Here is a 4,457-nt window from a genome sequence, read left to right on the forward strand (position 1 = left end):
ATACTGTCATTTTCCAATCAATACCAGTTTGGAGGATAGGATGGTTTTCACTATGTAAATATTTATTATAAATGCAAATATTATCCATTATTCAAAGTGAATTAACTATTCGGTGTAAGTGGAATTTTAAGAAAAAACGAGTAAATGAAAGAAAAATTAATTATATTGAGGGAGGTATTGTAGGTACTAGGAAAACCCAAAAAAACTTCTTGCAAAACTTCTTTAGGAGGAATTAATTTGAATCGTAAAAAACTAAAAGTCTCTATTGTCGCGTTCTTTATTTTAGTACTTCTATTACCAACACATTTAAGTGCACAAATTACAAGCAACGAAACAGGTGTCCATGATGGCTATGACTATGAATTTTGGAAAGATGATGGTGGCGGAGGTACGATGGTTCTGAATAGCGGCGGTGCTTTCTATGCTGATTGGGGTGGTGGAATCAACAATATCCTCTTCCGTAAAGGGAAAAAGTTTGATGAAACACAAACACACCAGCAAATTGGAAACATGACCCTTAATTATGGGGTAAATTATAACCCTGACGGAAACTCCTATCTAACTGTCTATGGTTGGACGGTAGATCCTCTTGTTGAATACTACATTGTCGATAGCTGGGGAACTTGGAGACCACCTGGAGCTAATTCAAAAGGAACCATTCATGTTGATGGTGGGACTTACGATATCTATGAAACTACTCGAGTAAATCAACCTTCCATCAAAGGTAATACTACATTCCAGCAGTATTGGAGTGTTCGTAGAGATAAACGTACGAGCGGTACTATCTCTGTCAGTGAGCACTTTAGAGCATGGGAAGCACATGGTATGCCAATGGGCAATATGTATGAAGTAGCATTAACGATTGAAGGATGGCAAAGCAGTGGTTGGGCAGACGTCTATCATAATGAGTTAATAATCGGTAGGTAATCCTGATGAAGTGGAACGGGTAATCAATTGGAAATCCCTGCTACATTTATTACGAGCATAAGGTGAATCGCTTACACACATGTAAGTGGCAGAGTATCCATATAAATATTTTAGGAGGAATTTAAATTGAAGCGTAAAAATTTAAAAGTATTCTTTGTCGCCCTCTTTGCTCTAGTACTTCTACTTCCAACACACTTGAGTGCACAAATTACAAGTAATGAAACTGGCGTTCATGATGGTTATGATTATGAGTTTTGGAAAGATGATGGCGGCGGAGGTACTATGATCCTTAATAGCGGCGGTGCTTTCTATGCTGATTGGGGTGGCGGCATTAACAACATCCTATTTCGTAAAGGGAAAAAATTTGATGAAACGCAAACACATCAACAAATTGGAAACATGACCCTTAATTATGGTGTCGATTATCATCCTGATGGTAACTCCTATCTAACGGTGTATGGTTGGACGGTAGATCCTCTTGTTGAATACTATATAGTCGATAGCTGGGGAACTTGGAGACCACCTGGAGCTAATTCTAAAGGAACGATTCAAGTGGATGGTGGAACGTATGATATCTATGAAACTACACGAGTAAATCAACCATCTATTAAAGGTAATACTACCTTCCAGCAATATTGGAGTGTTCGTAGAGATAAGCGTACGAGCGGAACTATCTCTGTAAGCGATCACTTTAGAGCATGGGAAGCACATGGTATGCCAATGGGTAAAATGTATGAAGTAGCCTTAACGATTGAAGGATGGCAAAGCAGTGGTTGGGCAGATGTCTACCAAAATGATTTAATCATTGGCGGATCAGGCGGTGGAGGTAACCCTGGTGATGGCGGTGGAGGTACTCCTCCTGGTAATGGAACTGTTATTCAAGCGGAAGGCATGACAAAGGGTGGTCAGTATACCTCCAATATTAGTTCTCCATTTAACGGAGTAGCTTTATATGCAAATGATGACCATGTAAAATTTAATCACAATTTCTCGAGTGGTAGTAGTAACTTCTCTCTTCGAGGAGCTTCCGATAATGATAACAACATGGCTCAAGTAGACCTATTTATCGGTGGACAGTTTAAAGGTACGTTCTATTATGGTGATAGCCACCCTGCTGTCTATACGATAAATAACGTAAGTCATGGAACTGGTAATCAGGAAGTGGAGCTAAGAGTGACATCAGATAATGGTACATGGGACGCTTTCATTGATCACTTAGAAATCCATTAAAATGTAGATTTCTTGAAGCTAAGACATAAGTGTTTTATTTTAGTAGGAACCGAACAATTCGTTAGAATTAGTTCAGTTCCTACGAATTTTTCCTTAATTAACCTTAAGAATAGATGGAATATATAACGATTAATCTCGTGCTTTTTTATAATTCGAAGAATCTAGTCCTATCATATCTCTTAATCCGAAAAGAAAGACCGCAAATCATCAATATATTTAAGCGGTCTTTCTTTTATGGATTTATTTATTCAAGATTAGCATGTCTATCATACATTTTATTAGAGTCTAAGCCTTTTTGATTCATAACACGTAAAATTAAGCTATCATAAAGCAATAGCATCGCTTGCTCAAATAGAGACCCCATAGGTTGAACTGATTTCCCGCTCGTTCCTTCTGCTTTTGCTTGGGCAGGAATTTCAACCGTGATATCAGCCAATTTAGCAATGGATGAACTAGGGTTGGTCGTCACCAGTGCGAGGGTTGCACCCATCTTTTTCGCCTTTTCTGCCATAGATAATAGGCTTTTTGTTTCTCCTGAACCAGAACTGATGATGAGAATGTCATCAGCTTCGAGGCTTGGCGTAATGGTTTCACCGACGACATATGGATCAAGTCCTACATGCATCATACGCATAGCAAATGCTTTCGCCATTAGACCAGAGCGACCACTCCCTGCTACAAATATCTTATTTACACGCTGTATTGCGTTTGCGAGCTTTTCTATTCCCGTATCATCCATTACTTCGATTGTATGACTTAGCTCGTCAAGTATTTCCTTAGCATAAGTAGTCGTTTGCATATTATAGATTCACGCCTTCATTCATAAGTTGTCTGATTTTTGCCGCGGCTTCTTTTTTGTTTTCTTGACCTGCAATTCCGCCACCAACGATGATAAGATCAGGTTGTGCCTCAATAACACCTGGTAAGTTTTCAAGCTTAATTCCACCAGCGATTGCTGTTTTTGCATTTTTCACAACGCTTTTTATGCTACGTAGATCTTCGAATGAATCTTGACCTTCCGCTTGCATATCTAAGCCCGTATGCACAGCAATATAGTCAGCGCCTAATTCATCAAGCTCTTTTGCACGAGTTTGGACATCTTTAACAGAGATCATATCTACAACAATCTGTTTCCCTTGTTTTTTCGCTTCTTCAACAGCCGCTTTGATGGTAGGATTGTCTGCTTGAGCAAGAATCGTAACAAGATCAGCACCATTTTTAGCGGCATTTGAGACTTCATATGCAGCAGCATCTATGACTTTCATGTCTGCCAAAACCTCTAAATGAGGAAATTCATCTTTAATTGCTTTAACAGCTTTAAGACCTTCTAAATTAATAATTGGTGTTCCTATCTCAACGATATCAATGTATTCTTCTACTTCTTTAACTAATTCGATTGCTTCTGGAATGTTTACTAAATCTAAAGCTAACTGTAATTTCATTCTACTCGCTCCTTTTAGAATCGTTTTGTGCTAATCCGCTTTCATACTTTTTTAAATAGTATTCGTTAGCACTACACTTAGTATAATTAATAAGTTACCAGATTAAAAGTACGCACTTTTTTCGCATATAGTGACAAAAAGTATACCATAAGGTAAAATGGGACAAGGAGGTGACTTAAATGCCAAATTTAGGTGAGAAGTCTTTTAACTGTGAAAAAGAATTAACACTTTCAGTAATTGGTGGTAAGTGGAAAATGTTAATTTTGTGGCATTTAGCAAAGGAAGGGACGAAACGATTTGGTGAATTAAAGGCTCTTATACCAGGAATTACTCAAAGAATGCTCGTTAATCAATTGCGAGAGCTTGAAGATCATCTAATTGTACATCGTGAAGTTTATCCTGTAGTTCCACCGAAAGTAGAATATTCATTAACAGAGCAAGGACAAAAGCTTTTGCCGGTGTTAGAAGCTATGTATGACTGGGGCAAAGATTATATTGAGAATGTACTGGGTAAAGAAGTTGTACATAAGTCAGCTACTAAATAGTAAAAATGAAAGATTAGTAGTGACTGTTCTTGCTAGTGTAGTAATTATAGAAAGCGTACAAACTGAACTTATGCTCTATTAAATCGTTCGGTTTGTACTATGATTCAGTACTTTCTTTTTATATGTTAAAATCACTAATCCTATTTTTTTCACATAATCGTATGTGTAAAATAGTTCTCAAAGGATAATTTCTAAAATTATCCATATAAATGGAAAATTAAAAGGAGACCCTCTATACTAGATAATAGGCTAACAAAATCTAAAAGAGGTGGTCTCCTATGCAACTGATTATATCAAAATTCAAAGAAATAAT

The 4,457-nt window shown here is 37.3% G+C and carries 5 protein-coding genes; 3 read left to right on the plus strand and 2 right to left on the minus strand.

Annotated features, from left to right (window positions below; translation table 11 throughout):
* The first annotated feature begins 237 nt into the window (after positions 1-237).
* Both GGQ92_RS16090 and GGQ92_RS16095 read left to right on the plus strand, forming a co-directional pair.
* The gene (locus GGQ92_RS16090; RefSeq protein ID WP_184251303.1) at positions 238-927 is read left to right on the plus strand and encodes a glycoside hydrolase family 11 protein; all 690 of its coding nucleotides are present in this window, start codon (positions 238-240) and stop codon (positions 925-927) included.
* Positions 928-1,053: 126 nt separating this feature from the next.
* The gene (locus GGQ92_RS16095; protein WP_184251305.1) at positions 1,054-2,157 is read left to right on the plus strand and encodes a glycoside hydrolase family 11 protein; all 1,104 of its coding nucleotides are present in this window, start codon (positions 1,054-1,056) and stop codon (positions 2,155-2,157) included.
* A 244-nt stretch (positions 2,158-2,401) separates the two neighbouring features.
* Here GGQ92_RS16095 and hxlB read toward each other — a convergent pair whose 3' ends face one another.
* Positions 2,402-2,956, minus strand: coding sequence for a 6-phospho-3-hexuloisomerase (hxlB, locus tag GGQ92_RS16100; protein ID WP_184251307.1), 555 nt, complete (start codon positions 2,954-2,956; stop codon positions 2,402-2,404).
* A gap of 1 nt (position 2,957) precedes the next feature.
* The gene (gene hxlA, locus GGQ92_RS16105; protein ID WP_184251309.1) at positions 2,958-3,599 is read right to left on the minus strand and encodes a 3-hexulose-6-phosphate synthase; all 642 of its coding nucleotides are present in this window, start codon (positions 3,597-3,599) and stop codon (positions 2,958-2,960) included.
* A gap of 179 nt (positions 3,600-3,778) precedes the next feature.
* Between hxlA and hxlR the strand changes: the two genes are divergently transcribed.
* Positions 3,779-4,144, plus strand: coding sequence for a transcriptional activator HxlR (gene hxlR, locus GGQ92_RS16110; protein ID WP_184251312.1), 366 nt, complete (start codon positions 3,779-3,781; stop codon positions 4,142-4,144).
* Positions 4,145-4,457 lie beyond the last annotated feature (313 nt).

The sequence above is a fragment of the Gracilibacillus halotolerans genome (assembly GCF_014206945.1).
GTDB lineage: Bacteria > Bacillota > Bacilli > Bacillales > Amphibacillaceae > Gracilibacillus > Gracilibacillus halotolerans.